The following is a 20,119-nucleotide window of genomic DNA, read 5'->3' as shown; positions in this document are numbered from 1 at the left end:
AACGGCCAAACGATCATTCGGCTGCAAATTGCACTTTCATCGTCGCCGGATCGGACGGCTTTTTCATAAAGAACGGCAGCATATCCGAAAGCGGCAGCCGGTGCGACACCAGCCGCGCCACAACATCGCCATCCGTTTCCAGAATGGCAAGCGCCTGCGGTATGTTGCGGTTCAGCGAATGTGAGCCGACAAGCTTCAGCTGCCGCCGGAAGATTTCGAAAGGCGCAACCGAGATACGGGCATCCGGCGCGCAGACACCGAAAAACAGCGCCGTGCCGCCATCCGCGATCAGCGGGATCATTGCTTCCGCAACAGCTGCGATGCCGGTCGCATCCGCCACGAAATCGAACGACTTCTGTTGCCGCAGCAGCGCCTCAGACCCGGAAACCGCCGGCTGAAGTCCAAGACTTTCAGCGAAGTCCAGCCTGCTTTCGTTGATGTCCGCAATCGTCACCGTCGCGATGCCGCGTGATTTCAGCGACAAGGCGAGCAGCAGGCCGATGGGGCCGGCGCCAAAAACAAGCGCATTGCCCGGCACCGACCCACTCTCGCCAATGCCCGCGCTCTGCATGCCGTTGACGACGCAGGCGAGCGGTTCGGCAAGTGCTGCCACGTGATAGGGCATCGAATCTATGCCATGCAGTTGGTCGGCGCGCACCACGCTGAATTCCGCAAAACCGCCATTGTGGGAAACGCCATAGGCCTTCAGCGTGCTGCAAAGATTGGTAAGCCCTTTCCTGCAACTGGGGCAGGTGCCGCAGGGCAGATTGGGATCGACGACAACCCTGTCGCCGACCTTGATGCCCGTGACATCTGCCGCCACCGCCGCAACTTCGCCGGCATATTCATGGCCGGGAATGACGGGAAAGGCACCGTCACCGTAACGCGCATGCAGCACGTCGATATCGGTATGGCACAGCCCCGAAGCCTTTACCCGGACAAGGGCATGCCCCGGCGGCAGATCGGCGACGGGCACGTCAGTAAGCACGGCACGTCCCTTCTCGACGAATTGAATCGCATGCATGGTCATCTCCGGCTTTTCAGCTCATCCAGTTGCCGCCGTCGACATTATATGTCTGGGCGAGAATATAGTCGCTGTCGGAAGAGGCGAGGAAAACTGCAAGGCCCTTGATGTCATCCGGCGTGGCGAAACGGCCGATCGGCACGGATTTGGCTACCGCCGCCTTCTTCTCACCCGGCTTCAAGCCTTCCCATTTAGCGAAATGCGCATCGACCACTTCCCAATGCTCGCCATCCACGACACCAGGCGCAATCGCATTGACGTTGATGCCGTGTTTGACGAGCGCCAGCGCCGCCGACTGCGTGGCGGAAATGATCGCCGCTTTGGAAGCGCAATAAAGCGTGACGAGCGCCTCGCCCCGCCGACCGGCCTGGCTCGCCATATTGATGATCTTGCCGCCGCGCGCACGCGCGATCATGACATTGGAGACGGCCTTCATCATGAAAAGCGGCCCCTTGAGATTGATGTCGAAAACCCGCTCATAGCTCTCTTCGGTAATGCCGTTGATCGGCGCCATATCGAAGATCGCGGCATTGTTGACGAGAATATCGATGCCGCCGAATTCCTCATCGACCGCCTTTACAACCGCATCGATCTGACCAAGGTCAGTCACGTCCAGCCGGATGGCCTTGGCGGATGGGCCGATAGCGGCTGCAGAAGCGGTTGCCCTGGCAATATCGATATCGGCGATGATGACCTTTGCACCCTCATCGGCGAAAGCCCGTGCAAAACCAAGGCCGATGCCGCGGGCGGCGCCGGTAATCAGCGCGACCTTGTTCTTCAATCTCATGTCGATCTCCGTGATGCATGACGAGTAAATTGGCCATGCCCGTTTGTTGTTAGATGTTTTCCTCCCTCCCCTCATTGCTGTGCTTGTCACAGGAATCAGGAGATGGATGTGACAGCCCCACCCATGCCGCCCGCCACCAAGAGGCGAACGGGCGGCACGCCGGGAGGACGCGGCTACTTGATGTAGCCCGCGCGGGTCATGTCACGCTCGACCTGTTTCTGGGCGCCCTCGAGCGCCGTATCGACGGTGTGCTGGCCGGAAAGTGCTGCCGCAATCTGCTGGCCGACAACCGTGCCGATCGACTGGAATTCCGGTATGGCGACGAACTGCACGCCGGTATAGGGGACCGGATCCTTTGTCGGCTTCGACGGATCGGCGGACATGATGGCTTTCAGCACCGTATCCGCAAAGGGTGCGGCCTTCTTGTATTCCGGCAGCTCATAGGTGGATTTGCGCGTACCGGGCGGCACGGCGACCCAGCCTTCGCTTTCGCCGACCGTCTTAACATAGTTCTTCGAGGTCGCCCATTTAACGAATGACTTGGCGGTTTCGAGCTTCTTCGTGGTGTTCGGAATTGCAAGGTTCCATGACCACGACCAGCTCGATCCGTTCGGCGTTGCCTCTACCGGAGCACGCGTGAAAGCGGTCTTGTCGGCAACCTGGCTCTGTTTGGGATCGTAGATACGTCCCGCAGCCGAGGTGGCGTCGATCCACATGGCGCAATGGCCGGATGCGAACAGCGTCTGGTTCTCGTTAAATCCGTTGGTGGCCGCACCGGGCGGGCCGTAGGAGGTCATCAGCGCAACATAATCCGAGATCGCCTTTTTCCACGGCTCGCTCGTCAGCTGCGGCTTCCAGTCCATGTCGAACCAGCGTCCACCATAGGTATTGATCATGGTACCGAGGAAAGCCATGTTCTCGCCCCAGCCCGGCTTGCCGCGCAGGCAAATGCCATATTGCTGTTTCGACTTGTCCGTCAGCTTGGCCGCAAAGTCCTTGATCTGGTCGTAGCTCGGATTATCAGGCATTTTCAGGCCGGCCGCGTCGAACAGGTCCTTGCGGTAAAGGGTGAACGAGCTTTCGGTATAAAACGGCACCGCGTAAAGCTTGCCGTCCACCGTCAGGCCCTTTTTGATCGGATCGAGCAGATCGGCGTAATCGTAATCGTCGCCGAGATCATCGACCGGGGCCAGCCAACCCTGCTTGCCCCAGATCGGCGCTTCGTAACCGCCGATGGTCATGATGTCGAACTGGCCGCCATTGGTGGCGATATCAGTGGTGACGCGTTCGCGCAGAACATTCTCTTCCAGCACGATCCAGTTGATCTTGTTTCCTGTTTCCTTCTCCCAGGCGCTGGAAAGCTTCTGCATGATGATCATGTCGCCATTGTTGACAGTGGCGATGTTGATTTCTTCCGCCTGCGCAAGTCCGGCCAAAAGGCCCGCTCCAACCACAGACGACGACAGAATTCCAATGAATTTGCTCATGAGACCCGCTCCTCCTTTACGGATGTCCACGCACAACAATACATGCGTAAATTTTTATCTCGCAAAATCGCGCCATTTGTCAACATCCAAAAACAAACGGTGACGTGAGCAATCTTGGATATATTGCTATAACTCGCTGTTTTAAAGCCGATAACGTCATCAAAAATAATTGCATGACCCGCTATACTTGCTGCATCGCAACAAAAATTTCATCAAAAAATATCTTGACGCGCGTAAATTTTAACTGATATCCGGAAAATAACAGAGCCGGGACGCCGGGGATTTTCACCCACCGGAAAGGTGGGAGCCGAATACATATGGAGGAGACGATGAGGCAGGTATCCGCACTGGCGCCGCACGCGAAAGGCCCGACCATTACGGCGGGTGAAATCCTCGTGGAAATCATGGCGACGACAGTGGGCGACGGCTTTCTCGAGCCGCAAACGCTGATCGGCCCCTTTCCAAGCGGCGCGCCCGCCATCTTCATCGACCAGGTCGCGCGTTGCGGCGGCAGCGCCGGCATTATCGCGGCTGTGGGCGATGACGATTTCGGCCGCCTCAACATCGAGCGGCTACGCCGTGACGGCGTGGACATATCGGCCATCGCCACCATTGCGGACCGGCCGACCGGCAGCGCTTTTGTCCGCTACAGGGAAAACGGTGCACGGGATTTCGTTTTCAACATCGCCCATTCCGCAGCGCGCGAAACGCACATGACTGATAAGGCGCAGGCTCTCATCGAACAGGCGGGCCATGTGCACGTCATGGGATCGGCGTTTGCGATTGCCGGTATCGGCGAGATCATTCTGGAGGCGATCAAAAGCGTCAAGGCGCGCGGCGGCTCGGTGTCTTTCGATCCGAACATCCGCAAGGAACTGGTGCAGGGTAACGAGGGCCGCAAGCTGATCGACGATCTCCTTGGTGTAACCGACCTTCTGCTGCCTTCCGGCGAAGAACTTCAAGCTGCCTCCGGTCTGGATGACGAGGACGCAGCGATAGAAAAGCTCCTCGCCTCAGGTATCGGCGAGATCGTGCTTAAGCGCGGCGCGCAAGGCGCCAGCCACTTCAGCCGCGCCTATGGCCGCATCGACGCCCCCGGACTGACGGTCTCGGAAATCGATCCGACCGGCGCCGGCGACTGTTTCGGCGCAACTTACCTCACCTGCCGCCGCCTCGGCATGCATCCCGAAAGAGCGCTCGCCTATGCCAATGCATCAGGCGCGCACAACGTCATAAAGCGCGGCCCCATGGAGGGCGCTGCCAGCCTTGCCGAACTTGACGCCTTCATGACCGCGCTATTGTCGGAGGAAGTCCTATGACCGCAATTCTGGAAAATCTCGCCGCCGCGCGCCGTGCCGGCAAGCCGGCAGGCATCACTTCGGTCTGCTCTGCCCACCCCGTTGTCCTGCGCGCCGCAATCCGCCGCGCCGCTGCCGGTCAAACAGCCGTGCTGATCGAGGCCACCTGCAACCAGGTCAATCATCTCGGCGGTTATACCGGCATGACGCCGCGCGACTTCGTTACCTTCGTCAACAGCATTGCGCAGGAAGAAGGACTGCCCGGCGAGCTCCTGATTTTCGGCGGCGATCATCTCGGCCCCAATCCCTGGCGCAGGGAGGAAGCCGAGGACGCGCTGACAAAAGCAGCCACCATGGTCGAAGCCTATGTCACAGCCGGTTTTCGCAAGATTCATCTGGATGCGTCGATGGGCTGCGCCGGTGAGCCGGCCGCACTGGATGACGTGACCATTGCCAATCGCGCGGCAAAACTCGCGGCTGTCGCCGAAAAGGCAGCCGCCGAGGCGGGGCTGCCAAAACCGCTTTACATTCTCGGCACCGAAGTGCCGGTGCCGGGCGGCGCCGATCACGTGCTCGACATGGTGGCGCCCACCGAGCCGCAGGCGGCGCGCACGACCATTGACCTGCACCGTGAGATATTCGCGCAGCACGGTCTTTCCGATGCGTTCGAACGGGTCATCGCCTTTGTCGTGCAGCCCGGAGTGGAATTCGGCAGCGACAATGTCGTCGCTTACAATCCGGATGCGGCCACGGCGCTCAGCGCCGTGCTGGACGGCGAACCGCAACTGGTCTTCGAGGCACACTCGACGGATTATCAAACGAGAGCAGCGCTTGCCGCCCTGGTGCGCGATGGATATCCGATCCTGAAAGTAGGTCCGGGGCTGACCTTCGCTTACCGCGAAGCACTCTACGCTCTCGATATGATCGCATCCGAGATGGTCGGCGACTATGGCGACCGGCCGCTGGCGCGGACCATGGAACAGCTGATGCTCGGCGCGCCCGGCGACTGGCAGGGTCATTACCATGGTGATGACATCACGCTCAGATTGCAGCGTCACTACAGCTACAGCGACCGCATTCGCTATTACTGGACAAGGCCCGAGGCACTCGCAGCCGTTTCCGCCTTGCATAAGGCGCTTGACGGGAAGACAATTCCCGAAACCCTGCTGCGCCAATACCTCGGCGAGCTGCCGCTCGCCACGGTTGCAGGCAAGGATATGGAGGAGGTTCTGATCGCCGCGGTGGATCAGGTGCTAGCAACCTACCATGCGGCGACGGGCGAAGGTCGCTGCTAAGACAATCGTCAAGTTAAATTCGGATGCCCCGGCGGAGACGTTGCGGGTATCGGTCATGGAGGGGACTACCAATGGCAACACGAAACACGAGCGGTCTGGCGCGGGTTATGCTTGCGCCTTCGGTGCTGCTTTTGCTGGTGTGGATGATCGTGCCCCTGGCGATGACGCTGTGGTTCTCATTCCAGAACTACAATCTGCTCAACCCTGCCAATGTCAGCTTTGCAGGCCTGTTCAATTACCAGTATTTCTATACCGATCCGGCCTTCTTCCAGTCGATCTTCAACACACTTGCCATCGTCGGCGGCGTGCTTTTGATCACCGTCATCGGCGGTATTGCGATTGCGCTTCTGCTTGACCAGGACATCTTCGGTCAGGGCATCGTGCGCATCATGATCATCTCGCCCTTCTTCGTCATGCCGCCTGTCGCGGCGCTGGTGTGGAAGAACATGATCATGCATCCCGGTTACGGCGTGCTTGCCGATCTGTCGCGCTTCTTCGGCCTGCAGCCGGTCGACTGGTTCGCGCAGTTTCCGCTGCTCTCCATCATCATCATCGTCGCCTGGCAATGGCTGCCCTTTGCAACGCTGATCCTGCTCACCGCCCTCCAGTCGCTCGATGGCGAGCAGAAGGAAGCGGCCGAGATGGATGGCGCCAACTTCATCAACCGCTTCATCTACCTGACGCTGCCGCATCTTGCCCGCGCCATCACCGTCGTCATCCTCATCCAGACGATCTTCCTGCTCGGCGTTTACGCGGAAATCCTCGTCACCACCAATGGCGGCCCGGGTTACGCCTCGACCAACCTTGCCTTCCTCATCTATCGCACGGCGCTTCTGGGCTACGACGTCGGCGGCGCATCGGCCGGTGGCATCATCGCCGTCGTGCTCGCCAATATCGTCGCCATCTTCCTGATGCGCGCCGTCGGCAAGAACCTCGACCGTTAAGGAGAAGCGATCATGGCCCGCAAGACAACGACACGCGCAAAGATCGGCTTCACCATCGCGGCATGGGCCGTGGCGCTTTTGCTGTTCTTCCCGATCCTTTACGCCTTCCTCACCTCGATCAAGACCGAGCCGGAGGCGATCGCAGGCTTCAGCCTCATTCCCTCGGGCACGCTCGAAAACTACATCACCGTGCAGACCCAGCGCGATTACTTCAAGCCGTTCATGAACTCGGTCGTGCTGTCGCTCGGCTCGACGATCATCGCGCTCATGATCGCCATTCCCGCAGCCTGGGCCATGGCGTTCTCGCCGACCAAACGCACCAAGGACATTTTGATGTGGATGCTCTCCACCAAGATGATGCCGGGGGTGGCGGTGCTGGTGCCGATCTACCTGATCTTCCGCAATGCCGGCCTGCTCGATACCCGCATTGGGCTGACCGTCATGCTCACCTTCATCAACCTGCCGATCGTGGTGTGGATGCTTTATACCTACTTCCGCGAAATCCCCGGCGAGATCCTCGAGGCCGCCCGCATGGATGGTGCCTCGCTCTGGAACGAGATCGTGCATGTACTGACCCCAATGGCGGTTCCGGGCATTGCCTCGACGCTGCTCCTGAACGTCATTCTCGCCTGGAACGAATCCTTCTGGACCATCCGGCTGACGACCACCAATGCGGCACCGCTGACGGCCTTCATCGCCTCCTTCTCCTCACCGCAGGGGCTGTTCTGGGCCAAGCTCTCGGCCGCCTCGATGATGGCGATCGCCCCCATTCTCGTCATCGGCTGGTTCTCGCAGAAACAACTCGTGCGTGGCCTCACCTTTGGCGCCGTGAAATAAGGAACGACAATAATGGGCAGCATTTCCCTTCAGAACGTGTCCAAGCTCTTCGGCGAGGCAAAAGTCATCCCGTCGATCGATCTCGATATCCATGACGGCGAGTTCGTCGTCTTCGTCGGCCCGTCCGGCTGCGGCAAGTCAACGCTGCTGCGCCTGATTGCCGGGCTGGAAGACGTCTCCGGCGGCAGAATAGTCATCGACGGCAACGACGCCACCGAAAAGGCCCCGGCCGAGCGCGGCCTTGCCATGGTGTTCCAGTCCTATGCGCTTTATCCGCATATGAGTGTGCGCAACAACATCGCCTTCCCGCTGAAGATGGCCAAGCTCGACAAGGCCGTCATCGACAAGAAGGTCGACGATGCCGCCCGCATCCTCAACCTTACCGATTATCTCGAACGCCGGCCCTCGCAACTGTCCGGCGGCCAGCGCCAGCGCGTCGCCATCGGCCGCGCCATCGTGCGCGAACCGAAGGCGTTCCTGTTCGACGAGCCGCTCTCCAACCTCGATGCGGCGCTGCGCGGCACCATGCGGCTGGAAATCTCCGAGCTGCACAACACGCTGAAGACGACGATGATCTACGTCACCCACGACCAGGTGGAAGCCATGACCATGGCCGACAAGATTGTCGTCCTCAACCGCGGCAATATCGAGCAGGTCGGCTCGCCGATGGAGCTTTACCGCTCGCCCGCCAACCTCTTCGTCGCCGGCTTCATCGGCTCGCCGCGCATGAACCTGGTGACCGGCGATTACGCCCGGCAAAAGGGTGCGACCACCGCCGGCGTGCGGCCCGAGCACCTGACGCTGTCGAAAGAAACCGGCCTGTGGCAGGGCAAGGTCACGGTCGCCGAGCATCTCGGCTCCGACACCTTCCTCCACCTCGACGTCCCCGGCATCGGCCCCATCACCGCCAGAACCGACGGTGAATTCGAATGCAAACACGGCGATACCGTCTTCATCACACCAGATGATGCCAAAATCCACAGGTTCGATGACAAGGGCATCGCGATATGACGCCTTAAGTTCAGGCCTCGTCGATCCTGACACCGTTTCGGTCAAAAACATGAAGCCGTTCCTGCGGGAAACCGACCCGCATGGACTTGCCCGGCTGCAACAGCGCCCGATCAGACGAAAACAGCTTGAAGGGCAATCCATGCACGGTCAGGTGCAGGATGATGCCGAGACCCGTCGGCTCGACGAGATCGACGGTCGCCTCGACAGCACCATCCGCAGGCGAGACGGTGACATGTTCCGGCCGGATACCGAGTGTGACCCGCTCACCATCGGCAAGCTTCACGTCGCGGCCGAGTTCGAGGCGTGTGCCATCGCCGAGCACGACGAAACTACCGCCATTTTCCCGCCCGAGCCGTCCTTCCAGAAAATTCATGCCAGGCGAACCGATAAAACCAGCGACGAACAGATTGGCTGGGCGATCGTAGAGATCGAGCGGTGCGCCGATCTGCTGCACATGGCCGGCATTCATCGCGACGATACGGGATGCAAGCGTCATCGCCTCGATCTGGTCATGGGTGACATAAACCGAGGTAGCGCCGAGATCAGCATGCATGCGCTTGATTTCGGCCCGCATCTGCTCGCGAAGCCGTGCATCGAGGTTGGAGAGTGGCTCATCGAACAGAAAGGCCTTAGGCTGGCGCACGATGGCCCGGCCCATGGCGACGCGCTGGCGCTGGCCGCCGGAAAGCGCCTTCGGACGGCGTGCCAGATAGGGATCGAGACCGAGTTTCGCCGAAGCACCGGCCACGGCCGCCGCGATTGTCTCCTTGGTGCTGCGGCGCAGGCGCAGGCTGTAGCTCATATTGTCGGCGACGCTCATATGCGGATAAAGCGCATAGGACTGGAACACCATGGCGATATCCCGGTCCTTCGGCTTGCGGTCGTTGACGCGCTCACCGTCGATGGTCAATTCACCCGCTGAAATCTCCTCCAGACCGGCGATCATTCGCAGCAGTGTCGATTTTCCGCAGCCGGATGGGCCGACGAGGACGATGAATTCGCCGTCCTCGATCTTGAGATCGACCCCGTGCAGGACCGCGAGGTCGCCATAGGTCTTGCCGACATTCTTCAGCTCGATGGAAGCCATGGGATTATCCTTTCACCGCGCCGGCCGTCAGGCCCTGCACGAGATAACGTTGAATGAGCAGGAAGAAGAGACAGGCCGGAATGAGCGCCAGAACACCCGCCGCCATCATCTGCCCGAAATCGACGGAAAATTTTGAAACGAAGGTCAACAGCCCGACCGGGAACGTGGCGCTCTGGTTGCCCGAAATCAGCATCAGCGCAAACAGCAACTCGCTCCACGCTGCGGTGAAGACGAAGCCCAGCGTCGCAGCGATGCCCGGCAATGTCAGCGGCAGGATGATCTGGCGGAATGCCGTGAAGCGGCTTGCCCCGTCGATCATCGCCGCCTCTTCCAGATCCTTCGGAATACCGTCGAAGAATGACTGCATGAGGAAAGTGGCAAACGGCACGTTGAAGGCGGTGTAGACGACGACGAGACCCGTCAGGCTGTTGGTGAGGCCGAGCGGCGACAGCATCTTGAAGATCGGCGCGACCAGCATGACCAGGGGAAACATCTGGGTAATCAGCATCAGTGCCACGATCCAGTATTTGCCCTTGAAGCGGAACCGCGACAGCGCATAACCTGACAGTGACGAGAGTACCGTAACGGCAAGTGCCGTGGAGCCGGCAACGATGACGCTGTTCTTAAAAAATGTCGGGAAGGCACTGTTTTCTATGACATATCGATAATGATCGAGCGTCGCGTGCGACGGCCACATTCGCACGCCTTCGCTATAAAGGAGGTCATTCGGCGTGACCGAGACCTTGAGCAGCCAGAACAGCGGAAACAGCGCAAATACGATATAGGCGAGGATCGCCAGGCGATGGGCAAGGGTGAGGAATATCCTTGATGTCATCGGTCAGTCCTTCTCGATAAGGCGTTGGCGCAGGAGCACGATGAGCATGGAATAGGCCAGAAGCAGCACCAGAAGTACCAGCGCGATGGCCGAGGCATAACCGAAATCAAGCCGCCGGAAGGCCTGCGTGAAGATGTAGCTCGCAACGATCTGGGTGCGGTCTGCCGGTCCGCCATTGGTCATAACGATGATGAGATCGGCAAAATTGGCGATCCAGACGGTGCGCAGCAAAACGGTGATGGCGATGGTGGGTGCGAGAAATGGGAGGGTGATGGAGGTGAAGCGCTGCAACGGGTTTGCCCCGTCAATGGAAGCGGCCTCGTAAAGATCACGCGGGATCGCCTGAAGTGCGGCAAGCAATGTGATGGCGAAGAAAGGAATGCCCCACCAGACATTGGCGATGATCGGCCCCCACATGGCAAGCTGCGGATCGGCAAGAATATTGTTGGGCGCGGAGAGAAGCCCGAGCGAGACCATCCAGTGCGGCAGCGGTCCTATGACCGGATTGAACAGCCACGCCCAGTTGAGACCGGCAAGAAAGGTTGGCACGGCCCATGGAAGAAACACCAGCGCCTGGGCCAGCCCCCTGCCCGCGAACGGCTTGTCCAGCAGCAGCGCCAGAATGAGGCCGAAGAAAAACTGCAGGAATACCGAAGCCCCCGTCCACCACAGCGTATTTTTCAGCGCCCGGTAAAAGGCCGCATCCTGCGACAGTGCCTCCAGATGTTTCAAGCCAACGAAACCGCCGGAAAAAGGATTGAGCAGCTGCACGTCGCGAAAAGCATAGGACAGGCCGAGCACCAGCGGCACCAGCATGACGGCAACGATGAGCACGAGAACCGGCGCACTGTAGAGCCAGGGTTCGGCCCAGTCGGCAAAACGCTGCATTGCCGGCTTGCCGACGCGGTTGCGCGCGGCCACGGGTCCGGCGCCATGGGCATAGGACATGATTGATCGCTCCTGATCGGACGGCGGGAGGCGGACAAGTTTTTCTAACGCTTCTGGCCAGCCGGTCCGCACGTTTTGAAATGGGGCCTGCCGTTTGGGACAGCCCGCAAGAACGGCCGCGCGGGTTCAAACCTCGCGCGGCCAACCGTGTGGTTTATTTGGAGGCGAGGAACTTCTGCTGCGCCTTCGTCATATAGTCAGCCCATTGCTTGGCGAGGTCTTCCGGTGAGATATCGCCAAGAAGCGCTTCCTGCGATGTCTTGATAACCAGCGAATCCTTGAAGAAGGCGAATTCCTCAAGATAGGTCGGCATCTTCGTCGGCACAGCGTTCTTGTCCGCCAACTCGTCGAACCAGCCCTTGAACTGCTCGCTGGCATAGAAGGGGTCCTTCTCCGCCGACTTGTGCACCGGCAGCGCACCCGTCTTCTTGTTCCACTCGATATTGCCTTCCGGCCCTTCCAGCGTCTCGACCAGTTTCCAGGAGAGGTCCTTGTTGGCGGATGCCGACATGATCGACCAGCCGGCGAAACCGATGGTCGGGAAGGTCTTGCCGTCAGGCCCCTTCGGCATGGTCATGACGCCGAAATCTTCCGGCTTCATGCGCTGGGCAATGGCGATAAGGGCGTCCGGATCCTGATCGAGGAAGGCGCAGGTACCGGAATAAAAGCCCGCGACGATCTCGTTGAAGCCCCAGTTGACACTGTCTTTCGGCGCCAACCCGTTCTTGTAGAGATCGATCACATAGGTCAGGCCCTTCACCCAGCCAGGGCTGTCGAAGGTGGATGTGCCGTCCTTGGTGAAGAACTCGTTCGATCCCGCCATCGACGCGCCGAACATGACCCAGCCGTTAAGTCCGCCCGGCCCGCCACGCAGGCAATAACCGTATTTGCCGGGAAGTGCTGCAACCTTCTTGGAGGCATCGGCGAATTCGTCGAGCGTCTTCGGCAGCTCCTTCACGCCAGCCTGTTCCAGCAGTTTCTTGTTGTAGAACATGGCCCGGAGATAAAAGCCGTAGGGAAGCATATAGGCCGTGTTCTTCACATCACGGCCGAGTTCCAGAGTGCGCTCGCTCAGACCCTTGGTGTACTCCCACTTGGCGAGATAAGGCTCGAGACTTTCGAGCATGCCGTTATTGGCATAAAGCGAAAGCCAGGTGTCGGGCATTTCCATGACATCAGGCACATCGCCGGCGGAGACCATCGTGGCGAATTTCTGGAAGGCCTCGCTCCAGGGCAGCGAGATGATCTCCACCTTGGTGCCGGGATTGGCGGTTTCGAACTTCGAGACGATGCCCTTCAGCGTTTCCGTCCGTTCGGGACTTGTAATGACCTCGACCAGTTTCAAGGTCGTATCCGCCAGCGCCGTTCCGGTCATCAGGGCGGTAAAGATTGCTGCTGCTACCAGTTTTTTCATGTCGTTCTCCCCTTTTTGTCGTCAGTTTTAAAACGCGTCAGACGGCCGAGGCCGCCTTGATCGCGGGTTCGAGATCGTTCCAGAGCGCTTCCGTGCCCTCCAGTCCGACATGCAGGCGCACGGAACGCGCGCTGATGCCGAACGTGTGGGCGGAGTTTGGCTGCGCCTTCTGTTCAAGCACCACTTCACCCGGGACGATCAGGCTTTCATGCCCACCCCAGGAAACACCCAGTTTGAAAAGCTTGAGGCGGTCGGCAAAAGCGCGCACATCCACCCCTTCCTTGAAAATGAAGGAAAACAGGCCAGACGTACCGTTGAGGCCAGGCGGCAGGCGGTTCGCCAATCCCGGATGGCAGACCTTTTCCACCACATCGAGCGCCTGCAGGCGGCTGGCAATATCCAACGCCGATGCCTGATGCGCCTTCATGCGCAGCGGCAGGGTGCGCAAGCCGCGGATGAGCAACCACGCATCGAAGGGCGACATCTTGCCACCGAGATAGGGATAGGTCTCTGCCCGAATGCGGTCGATCATTGCCTTTGAACCGGCAACCACGCCGGAGACCACATCGCTGTGCCCGCCGAGATATTTCGACGCCGAATGCACGACAAGATCGACACCGAGCGAGATCGGCTGCTGGAAGACAGGGCTTGCCCAGGAATTATCGATGACGGTGACGGCGCCATGGCGCTTGCCGATCGCGGCGAGTGCACCGACATCATGGGCCTCCATCACCCAACTGGTCGGGCTTTCCATGTAGAAGAGCTTCGCGCCCGGCATAGCCTTTTCAACCGCCGCCTCATCCCGGCCGTCGACATAGACCACCTCGACATTCATGCGCTTCATGAAGGTACCAAACAGGCGGAACGCATCGGGATAGACATGGCGCACCGCGACGATGCGGTCGCCCGGCGAAACGAAGGAGAGAACGGTGGAGGAAATAGCCGACATGCCGCTGGCGAAGCCAAGCGCATCTTCCGCGCCCTCAAGCTTTGCCAGCATTTCCTCAAACATCCTGACGGTCGGGTTCAGTCCGCGCGTATAGACCGGCCTCACTTTCTCGCCGCGATAGGTGGAAACCATTTCATCATAGCTTGAGAAGGTGAAAAGTGAGGTCTGCACAAGCGGCGGGACCACAGCTTCGAAAGCGTGGGTCTCGTCATGCGCTACAATCAGGGAGGCGGGATCGAAGAGATCGTTGCCTTGGTTCATTTCGACATGTCCTTGATATCCTCCTCGACGACGGCGAGGATTTTCAGTGTTTCTTCACGGGCGGTCTCCGCATCGCCGGCGGCGATTGCGTTGAATAGCGTGCGGTGAAAGGGAAAGGAGCGGCCGGCGAAATCCGGGCGGTCGAACGGCTTCGACCAGAAGCGCTCGAAACCTTCGCGCATCTGCTCCAGAAGCTGCTTGAAAAGCGTGTTGTGAGTGGCGTCGTAAATCGAAAGATGGAAAGCGAGGTCGGCCTTGCCGGATGTTCCCTCAGCCAGATGCACCCGTTCCATCTCATCGAGCCGCGCTTCCATCGTGGCGATATCCTCAGCCGTGCGCCGGCGCGCCGCAGCCATCGAGGCCTCAACCTCGATGCCACGCCGGACTTCCAGCGTCATCAACAACGCATCGCGCAGGCTTTCGGCATCAATGGAGATAGGCATATGCACGGTTGCGGCGGAAATCGGCTTAAGCAGATAATTGCCGCTGCCCTTGCGGCTGTCGATAACGCCCAGCGCCTGAAACTTACGGATGACCTCGCGAATAGTGGAACGGCCGACACCCAGGGCCACCATCAGCTCCCGCTCGGCCGGCAACCGGTCTCCAGCCTTCAGTCCTGCCCTCTCGACGTAATCGGAAAGTGCCGCCTCGACCTGGCGCACACGGTCGCTGGGTGGAATAGGCTGCATCAGTTCGCGGCTGGATCTGTCCAAGACTTACCCTTTGAATTGGTCTGACATCTTACCATTTCAAACGGTCGATCGATTGTCAACGGGGAACGCAAGTAGCCTCAACGGGAAGATCACCATCCCTGTTGAACCGCGTATTCGGGGAAAATAGAAGGAATTTAGAGATTTGAGCACTTGTAACGCTGTGGAAGGCTTACCGGCTGGGCAAAATTTGCGAGACGGCTCAATGACCTTGGGGCCTAGGACAGAAGGAAAAACTTCTCCTCCGTCGTGCTCGGGCCTGTCCCGAGCACCTGCCAGCTATTGATTTTACGATACGTGACTGGATCCTCGGAACGGGCCCGAGGATGACGTCGAGTGTGGGGATACGTTAGTCAGGTGTCTGAGGGTGGCTGGTGCCACCCTCGCCCTTTTCGTCTTCTTACTGACTAAGCACGGCCGCCTTGATGGTATCGATGTTGTGGTTGACCATATCGATATAGGTTGCGGCCGGGCCGTCGGCTGTAGAGAGCGCATCGGAATAAAGCGTTCCGCCGACTTTCAGGCCGGTTTCCTTGGCAATCTGGTCCATCAACCGCTTGTCGGTGATGTTTTCAACGAAGATCGCCGAGGCCTTGTCGTGCTTGATCTGATCCACCAGCTTGGCGACGTCGGCGGCAGACGCTTCGGAATCCGTCGAAATGCCTTCCGGCGCCAGGAATTCGAGACCATAGGCATGCTCGAAATAACCGAAGGCATCATGTGAGGTGATGATGTTGCGTTTTTCCGGCGGAATGGCGGCGATCTCGGTCTTCACCTTCTCGTTCAAATCCGCGAGCTTGGCGATATAGGCCTGTGAATTGGCGGTGTAAGTTGCGCAACCGGCCTTGTCGACCTCGCAAAATGCGCCGGCGATGTTCTTCACGTATATTTCCGCGTTCTTGATTGACTGCCAGGCATGCGGATCGAATTCACCGTGATTGTGTCCCTCATGGTCATGCGCTTCCTCCGCCTTGTGGTCGTGCCCCGCCTCTTCCTCGGCTTCCGGATGTGCGTGACCGGCTGGCTCGTCGGAAATCCTGAGGGGTTTCACGCCTTTGGTCAGCTCCACCACCGGCGCCTTGGTGCCGCTGGTATCGATCAGCCGCTTCAGGAAGCCTTCGAATGCAAGGCCGTTCACCAGCACAACATCCGCCTTGCTGACGGCAACGGCATCGGCCGGGCGCGGCTCGTAGACATGCGCGTCGCCGTCCGGTCCGACGATCGTGGTGATTTCGACGCGGTTGCCGCCGACATTCTTCGCGAAGTCGGCAATGATCGAGAAGCTGGCCACGACCTTGAGTTCAGCCGCAGAAGCCTGCGCCATCAGGACCGGGGAAAGGGAGAGAAGGCTAACGCAGGTAGCAAGACGTAGGGTTTGGAACATGAAGGGTTCTCCTTTTTTCAAACGCTGTTTTCAGGCCGTTCTGTGACGACCGGAACCGAGAAGATCGCGAAGCACACCGCGTGTGCCGACGACGATGGACAGGACATAGACGACGCCTGCGGAAAGGATGATCGCCGGACCTGATGGCAGCGACGCGTGATAGGACAGAAGCAGGCCTGCAAAACACGAGACCATGCCGATGCCGATCGAGATGAAGCACATTGGCGCGACGCGGTTGGACCAGAAGCGGCTGGCGGCAGCGGGCAGCATCATCAGGCCAACCGAAAGCAGGGTTCCGAGCGCCTGAAACCCGCCGACCAGATTGAGGACGACGATGGCGAGGAAGAGGAAGTGCACGGGGCTCCCCCAGTTGCTGACCGAGCGCAGAAACAGGGGATCGAGGCATTCCGCCAGCAGCGCGCGCCAGAAAACCATCATCACCGTCAGCGTGATGACGCAGATACCGCCGATCAGGCCGAGCGCTTCATTGTTCAGTGCCAGCACCGTGCCAAAAAGCACATGCATGAGATCGACACTGGAGCCGCGCCAGGAGACGAGCAGCACGCCGAGCGCCAGCGAAATGAGGTAGAAGGCTGCAAGCGAGGCATCCTCCTTCTGGATGGTGAAGCGCGAAACGGCACCGGCACCCAGTGCCACCAGAAGACCGACGACCAGCCCGCCGATGGTCATCGGCAAAATCTCCAACCCGTAAAAGAGAAAGCCCACCGCCGCGCCCGGCAAAATGGCGTGCGACATGGCATCGCCCGTCAGGCTCATGCGGCGCAGCATCAGAAACACCCCGACCGGCCCGCAACTGACAGCCAGGATCAAGGCACCGGCAAGCGCACGCTGCATGAAGACATACTGGATGAATGGCTCGATGAAGAAATCAGACATGGATATGCGAACGCGCCTGCGAGTGTTTGTGGAAATCCTGCGGCTTTTCCGCCGGGTCGGCGTTCACCGCCGCTGCAGCGGGTTCGCACCAGGGGGCGTCGCCGTCCCATGCCTCGTGAAACCGTCGTGCCTGCTGCATCATTTCGGGCCTCAGAACCTCCCGTGTCGGGCCAAAGCCCACCAACCGTCTGGCAAGCAGAAGAGTTTGCGGAAAATGCTGACGCACCAACTCGTAGTCATGAAGAACGGCCAGAACCGTGCGCCCCTCGGCAACCCATGCTTTGATCAGCACCATGAGGTCGGCGACGGTGCGCTCATCGACAGCGTTGAAGGGCTCATCGAGCAAAATCAGCTGCGCATCCTGCAACATGGCGCGGGCAAAAAGGGCGCGCTGCATCTGGCCGCCGGAGAGTGAATCGATATTGCGTTTTTCAAAGCCGGAAAGTCCGACCGCTTCCAACACATGGGCCATGGCCGCCCGGTCCGACTGGCGATGGCGAGCGAGCAGGCCGCGTTTGGGCCAGAGACCAAGCGCGACCAGATCGCGCACCTGTGCCGGAAAGGAACGGTCGAGTTCAGACTGCTGCGGCAGATAGGCGACGGAAACGCCCGGAGTAACCCGGCATTCACCGCCAAGCGGCTGCAGAATGCCGGCTATGCCCTTCATCAGCGTCGATTTTCCCGACCCATTGGCACCGACCACCGCCGTGAGCGACCCTTTGGCAATATCGCCATCCAGATGATGCACCGCCGCGCGGCCGGCATATCCGAGTGTCAGATTTTTAAAGGCAAGGCACGGATCGTTCATCGATCCCTCCGGGGCATGATGTCATTTGATGACCCCTCATATGTAATGTTATTACATTCGTCAAACGAATACGTAATGAAATAACATTAACTATCGGAAAGATAGGTTCCATCTCACATTGGACGACAACCTCATGATCGCCTCGGGGTTGTGATCATGCCGGATTCCGAATTCCCGGGACAAACCAGAGGAGCCCCCGGCAAGCAATTTTTCTAAAGCCAGTTGACACGCCGCGCTCATGTAATGTTATTACGTTACAAACAACAAGTGATGTGGCCACTAGCCCCGTCGTTCTCTACCGCAAGTCGTGACGACGATGACTCCCACGCTACCACCGCTAATAAAACGAGGCTCGCATGTCGAAAAAACTTCCCGTCACTGTCCTCTCCGGCTTTCTTGGTGCCGGAAAGACGACGCTTCTCAACCATATTCTCGCCAACCGTGACGGTCTGCGGGTCGCGTTGATCGTCAACGACATGAGCGAGATCAATATCGATGCGGCACTTGTGCGAGATGGCGGCGCCAATCTTTCGCGCACCGAGGAACAGCTTGTGGAAATGACCAACGGCTGCATCTGTTGCACGCTGCGCGACGACCTTCTGAATGAGGTACGCGCGCTCGCCGAGCAGGGCCGGTTCGATTATCTGCTGATCGAATCCACCGGCATCGCCGAGCCGCTGCCGGTGGCCGCCACTTTCGATTTTCGCGATGAAAACGGTCGCAGCCTTTCCGATGTCGCGCATCTGGACACGATGGTGACGGTGGTGGATGCCGCCAATCTTCTAAACGACTACGGTTCCTCCGACTTTCTTGCCGACCGTGGTGAGACGGCGGGTGAAGGGGACAACCGCACTATCGTCGACCTTCTGGTCGAGCAGATCGAATTTGCCGATGTCGTTGTCCTCAACAAGATCGGCACTGCCACGCCGGATGAGCGTGACGCCGCCCGCAAAATCATCGTCGGGCTGAACCCGGATGCAAAACTCATCGAAGCCGATTTCGGCAAGGTGGAACTGAAGGAGGTGCTGGGCACCGGCCGCTTCGATTTCGCCAAGGCCGAAGAACACCCGCTGTGGTTCAAGGAGTTGCACGGTTTCAAGGACCACATTCCCGAGACCGAGGAATATGGCATCCGCTCCTTCGTCTACCGCGCCAAGAAGCCGTTCGATCCCGTGCTGTTCCAACGTTTTATCGACCGCGCCTGGCCGGGTGTGGTGCGTGCCAAAGGCTTCTTCTGGCTGGCCACGCGGCCGGCTTATGTCGGGGAGATAAGCCAGGCTGGCGCACTGGTGCGCACCGGCAAAATGGGCCTTTGGTGGTCCGCCGTGCCGAGCGAGCAATGGCCGCGCGAGCAGCAGTTCCTCGACATGATGAAGCCCTATCTCGACCCGGTCTTTGGCGACCGCCGGCAGGAAATCGTCTTCATCGGTTCCGATCCCATGAGCGAAGCGCGCATCCGAGCGCAGCTCGATGCGTGTCTGATCGACACAGATGCCTTCACCCCGGACGCATGGCGACACCTGCCCGACCCCTTCGCCAACTGGGACCGGAAGGCGGCTTGATTGGTTCTCAACTCCGGCATTTTAGACGAGCGGATGCCTCTTTCGCCTTCTCCCCACCGGGGAGAAGGTCTCGGCAACGCAATTCAAAGAAAATTCAGCGTCACCAGCGTCAGCACAAGATAACGCCCAACCTTGGCAATGGTAACAAGCAGAAGAAAAACCGGCAGCGGCTCCTTCATGATGCCGGCCGCAACCGTCAGCGGATCGCCGATCAGCGGCGCCCAGCTGAGCAGCAGCGACCACTTGCCGTAACGCCTGTACCAGTTCTGGGCACGTTGCAGCGCGGCTTCCCCCACAGGAAACCACCGCCGATGCCGGAAGCGTTCGATGCCACGGCCGAGCAGCCAGTTGGCGAGGGATCCGGCGACATTGCCGGCGCTGGCAACAGTAACCAGCAGCCAGACCGGCTGGGACTTCAAAAGGATCAGGCCGGCAAGTGCGGCCTCCGACTGCATGGGCAGGATGGTTGCCGCGACAAAAGCCGTCAGAAACAAACCCGCATATACCGCCAGATCGGCCATTCCGTACCCTTCAGATTTAGCGAATCCCGCTGCTCCTGAAGTGCCGGATGACGACACCTG

At 59.5% G+C, this 20,119-nt stretch carries 19 protein-coding genes; 6 read left to right on the top strand and 13 right to left on the bottom strand.

The genetic code is table 11. The features are described from left to right. Positions 1–13 precede the first annotated feature (13 nt). From CRO62_RS11500 to CRO62_RS11490, 3 genes are all read right to left on the bottom strand, one after another. On the bottom strand, positions 14–1,024 hold the full coding sequence (locus tag CRO62_RS11500) for a D-altritol 5-dehydrogenase (protein WP_097100479.1): 1,011 nt from the start codon (positions 1,022–1,024) through the stop codon (positions 14–16). Positions 1,025–1,040: 16 nt separating this feature from the next. Then, positions 1,041–1,811 carry a galactitol 2-dehydrogenase gene (locus CRO62_RS11495; RefSeq protein ID WP_097100233.1) on the bottom strand — a complete coding sequence of 257 codons (771 nt, stop codon included), beginning with the start codon at positions 1,809–1,811 and terminating at the stop codon, positions 1,041–1,043. A 173-nt stretch (positions 1,812–1,984) separates the two neighbouring features. After that, positions 1,985–3,298, bottom strand: a complete 1,314-nt coding sequence (locus CRO62_RS11490) for an ABC transporter substrate-binding protein (RefSeq protein ID WP_025595920.1) — start codon at positions 3,296–3,298, stop codon at positions 1,985–1,987. Between the two features lie 329 nt (positions 3,299–3,627). Between CRO62_RS11490 and CRO62_RS11485 the strand changes: the two genes are divergently transcribed. From CRO62_RS11485 to CRO62_RS11465, 5 genes are all read left to right on the top strand, one after another. Continuing rightward, complete coding sequence (locus CRO62_RS11485) at positions 3,628–4,617, top strand: sugar kinase (RefSeq protein ID WP_097100478.1); 990 nt, start codon at positions 3,628–3,630, stop codon at positions 4,615–4,617. Next, positions 4,614–5,891 carry a D-tagatose-bisphosphate aldolase, class II, non-catalytic subunit gene (locus tag CRO62_RS11480; protein WP_097100232.1) on the top strand — a complete coding sequence of 426 codons (1,278 nt, stop codon included), beginning with the start codon at positions 4,614–4,616 and terminating at the stop codon, positions 5,889–5,891. The genes CRO62_RS11485 and CRO62_RS11480 overlap by 4 nt, the downstream gene beginning before the upstream one ends. Positions 5,892–5,962: 71 nt before the next feature. After that, complete coding sequence (locus CRO62_RS11475) at positions 5,963–6,835, top strand: carbohydrate ABC transporter permease (protein WP_013761441.1); 873 nt, start codon at positions 5,963–5,965, stop codon at positions 6,833–6,835. A gap of 12 nt (positions 6,836–6,847) precedes the next feature. Continuing rightward, complete coding sequence (locus tag CRO62_RS11470) at positions 6,848–7,672, top strand: carbohydrate ABC transporter permease (protein ID WP_003510506.1); 825 nt, start codon at positions 6,848–6,850, stop codon at positions 7,670–7,672. A 12-nt stretch (positions 7,673–7,684) separates the two neighbouring features. After that, the gene (locus CRO62_RS11465; RefSeq protein WP_013761442.1) at positions 7,685–8,683 is read left to right on the top strand and encodes an ABC transporter ATP-binding protein; all 999 of its coding nucleotides are present in this window, start codon (positions 7,685–7,687) and stop codon (positions 8,681–8,683) included. A 10-nt stretch (positions 8,684–8,693) separates the two neighbouring features. Here CRO62_RS11465 and CRO62_RS11460 read toward each other — a convergent pair whose 3' ends face one another. The 9 genes from CRO62_RS11460 to aztA all read right to left on the bottom strand — a co-directional run bounded on the left by CRO62_RS11460 (position 8,694) and on the right by aztA (position 17,976). After that, positions 8,694–9,770 (bottom strand): ABC transporter ATP-binding protein, encoded by a 1,077-nt coding sequence (locus CRO62_RS11460; protein ID WP_097100231.1) that lies wholly within the window; start codon positions 9,768–9,770, stop codon positions 8,694–8,696. A gap of 4 nt (positions 9,771–9,774) precedes the next feature. Further along, complete coding sequence (locus CRO62_RS11455; RefSeq protein ID WP_097100230.1) at positions 9,775–10,605, bottom strand: carbohydrate ABC transporter permease; 831 nt, start codon at positions 10,603–10,605, stop codon at positions 9,775–9,777. Between the two features lie 3 nt (positions 10,606–10,608). Beyond that, positions 10,609–11,553: a carbohydrate ABC transporter permease gene (locus tag CRO62_RS11450; RefSeq protein ID WP_097100229.1), complete on the bottom strand. Its 945-nt coding sequence runs from the start codon at positions 11,551–11,553 to the stop codon at positions 10,609–10,611. Between the two features lie 154 nt (positions 11,554–11,707). Further along, the gene (locus CRO62_RS11445; RefSeq protein WP_097100228.1) at positions 11,708–12,967 is read right to left on the bottom strand and encodes an ABC transporter substrate-binding protein; all 1,260 of its coding nucleotides are present in this window, start codon (positions 12,965–12,967) and stop codon (positions 11,708–11,710) included. A 37-nt stretch (positions 12,968–13,004) separates the two neighbouring features. After that, positions 13,005–14,177: a PLP-dependent transferase gene (locus tag CRO62_RS11440; protein ID WP_025595912.1), complete on the bottom strand. Its 1,173-nt coding sequence runs from the start codon at positions 14,175–14,177 to the stop codon at positions 13,005–13,007. Further along, on the bottom strand, positions 14,174–14,866 hold the full coding sequence (locus CRO62_RS11435) for a FadR/GntR family transcriptional regulator (protein ID WP_003499983.1): 693 nt from the start codon (positions 14,864–14,866) through the stop codon (positions 14,174–14,176). The genes CRO62_RS11440 and CRO62_RS11435 overlap by 4 nt, the downstream gene beginning before the upstream one ends. Positions 14,867–15,287: 421 nt before the next feature. Further along, complete coding sequence (aztC, locus tag CRO62_RS11430; protein WP_097100227.1) at positions 15,288–16,271, bottom strand: zinc ABC transporter substrate-binding protein AztC; 984 nt, start codon at positions 16,269–16,271, stop codon at positions 15,288–15,290. A gap of 30 nt (positions 16,272–16,301) precedes the next feature. Then, positions 16,302–17,168, bottom strand: a complete 867-nt coding sequence (aztB, locus tag CRO62_RS11425) for a zinc ABC transporter permease AztB (protein ID WP_097100226.1) — start codon at positions 17,166–17,168, stop codon at positions 16,302–16,304. After that, positions 17,161–17,976, bottom strand: coding sequence for a zinc ABC transporter ATP-binding protein AztA (gene aztA, locus CRO62_RS11420; protein ID WP_097100225.1), 816 nt, complete (start codon positions 17,974–17,976; stop codon positions 17,161–17,163). The genes aztB and aztA overlap by 8 nt, the downstream gene beginning before the upstream one ends. A 356-nt stretch (positions 17,977–18,332) precedes the next feature. Between aztA and zigA the strand changes: the two genes are divergently transcribed. Continuing rightward, positions 18,333–19,538, top strand: coding sequence for a zinc metallochaperone GTPase ZigA (zigA, locus tag CRO62_RS11415; protein WP_097100224.1), 1,206 nt, complete (start codon positions 18,333–18,335; stop codon positions 19,536–19,538). A gap of 83 nt (positions 19,539–19,621) precedes the next feature. Here zigA and CRO62_RS11410 read toward each other — a convergent pair whose 3' ends face one another. Then, entirely contained in the window at positions 19,622–20,059 is a 438-nt protein-coding gene (locus tag CRO62_RS11410; RefSeq protein ID WP_003510639.1) for a YqaA family protein, read from the bottom strand. Positions 20,060–20,119: the final 60 nt, after the last annotated feature.

Origin of the sequence: Rhizobium sp. AN6A (assembly GCF_900215635.1) — a bacterium.
Classification (GTDB): domain Bacteria; phylum Pseudomonadota; class Alphaproteobacteria; order Rhizobiales; family Rhizobiaceae; genus Agrobacterium; species Agrobacterium tumefaciens.
Note: the sequence above shows the minus strand (reverse complement) of the source record. Positions and strands in the feature narration are given on the sequence as shown.

Excerpts from the sequence above, each read along its gene's own strand:
- CRO62_RS11500 (WP_097100479.1), bottom strand. The coding sequence starts at position 1,024 with ATGCATGCGATTCAATTCGTCGAGAAGGGACGTGCCGTGCTTACTGAC.
- CRO62_RS11495 (WP_097100233.1), bottom strand. The coding sequence starts at position 1,811 with ATGAGATTGAAGAACAAGGTCGCGCTGATTACCGGCGCCGCCCGCGGC.
- CRO62_RS11490 (WP_025595920.1), bottom strand. The coding sequence starts at position 3,298 with ATGAGCAAATTCATTGGAATTCTGTCGTCGTCTGTGGTTGGAGCGGGC.
- CRO62_RS11485 (WP_097100478.1), top strand. The coding sequence starts at position 3,628 with ATGAGGCAGGTATCCGCACTGGCGCCGCACGCGAAAGGCCCGACCATT.
- CRO62_RS11480 (WP_097100232.1), top strand. The coding sequence starts at position 4,614 with ATGACCGCAATTCTGGAAAATCTCGCCGCCGCGCGCCGTGCCGGCAAG.
- CRO62_RS11475 (WP_013761441.1), top strand. The coding sequence starts at position 5,963 with ATGGCAACACGAAACACGAGCGGTCTGGCGCGGGTTATGCTTGCGCCT.
- CRO62_RS11470 (WP_003510506.1), top strand. The coding sequence starts at position 6,848 with ATGGCCCGCAAGACAACGACACGCGCAAAGATCGGCTTCACCATCGCG.
- CRO62_RS11465 (WP_013761442.1), top strand. The coding sequence starts at position 7,685 with ATGGGCAGCATTTCCCTTCAGAACGTGTCCAAGCTCTTCGGCGAGGCA.
- CRO62_RS11460 (WP_097100231.1), bottom strand. The coding sequence starts at position 9,770 with ATGGCTTCCATCGAGCTGAAGAATGTCGGCAAGACCTATGGCGACCTC.
- CRO62_RS11455 (WP_097100230.1), bottom strand. The coding sequence starts at position 10,605 with ATGACATCAAGGATATTCCTCACCCTTGCCCATCGCCTGGCGATCCTC.
- CRO62_RS11450 (WP_097100229.1), bottom strand. The coding sequence starts at position 11,553 with ATGTCCTATGCCCATGGCGCCGGACCCGTGGCCGCGCGCAACCGCGTC.
- CRO62_RS11445 (WP_097100228.1), bottom strand. The coding sequence starts at position 12,967 with ATGAAAAAACTGGTAGCAGCAGCAATCTTTACCGCCCTGATGACCGGA.
- CRO62_RS11440 (WP_025595912.1), bottom strand. The coding sequence starts at position 14,177 with ATGAACCAAGGCAACGATCTCTTCGATCCCGCCTCCCTGATTGTAGCG.
- CRO62_RS11435 (WP_003499983.1), bottom strand. The coding sequence starts at position 14,866 with ATGCAGCCTATTCCACCCAGCGACCGTGTGCGCCAGGTCGAGGCGGCA.
- aztC (WP_097100227.1), bottom strand. The coding sequence starts at position 16,271 with ATGTTCCAAACCCTACGTCTTGCTACCTGCGTTAGCCTTCTCTCCCTT.
- aztB (WP_097100226.1), bottom strand. The coding sequence starts at position 17,168 with ATGTCTGATTTCTTCATCGAGCCATTCATCCAGTATGTCTTCATGCAG.
- aztA (WP_097100225.1), bottom strand. The coding sequence starts at position 17,976 with ATGAACGATCCGTGCCTTGCCTTTAAAAATCTGACACTCGGATATGCC.
- zigA (WP_097100224.1), top strand. The coding sequence starts at position 18,333 with ATGTCGAAAAAACTTCCCGTCACTGTCCTCTCCGGCTTTCTTGGTGCC.
- CRO62_RS11410 (WP_003510639.1), bottom strand. The coding sequence starts at position 20,059 with ATGGCCGATCTGGCGGTATATGCGGGTTTGTTTCTGACGGCTTTTGTC.